1 pseudogene is annotated in these 345 nt (G+C 60.0%); it reads right to left on the bottom strand.

Going from position 1 to position 345, the window contains the following annotated elements:
* Positions 1-345 (bottom strand): annotated as a pseudogene (locus tag OZ411_RS43205) (integrase); the annotation flags it as partial.

Below are 345 nucleotides of genomic sequence, written 5' to 3'. Positions count from 1 at the left end.
CAGGTTGCAGTCCGGCCCTCTGCGGCCGGTGAACAGACGATCTCCTGGCTTCTTGCCCGTTGCCCGCAGATGGTCATCGATGGCCTGCCGAGTCGTCTCAGTAAGTTCGAATTTTACGGGACGGCCCGTCTTCTTCTGGCGGACGCTCGCTCTTTCGGATGCATAGCCGCTTGGTGCAAGGTCATCGACTTTTAAGGCGACTACGTCGCAACCGCGGAGCTTGCTGTCGATGGCTATGTTGAACAGGCCAGATCGCGCGTCCGACCCTCGACTTGGAGCTTCGTTCGAATGGACCAGACGTGCTTGGGGCGGAGTGGCGGCTTCGCGCCAACGATCTTGCCCTTA

Origin of the sequence: Bradyrhizobium sp. Arg237L (assembly GCF_029990105.1) — a bacterium.
Taxonomy (GTDB): Bacteria; Pseudomonadota; Alphaproteobacteria; order Rhizobiales; family Xanthobacteraceae; genus Bradyrhizobium.
Note: the sequence above shows the minus strand (reverse complement) of the source record. Positions and strands in the feature narration are given on the sequence as shown.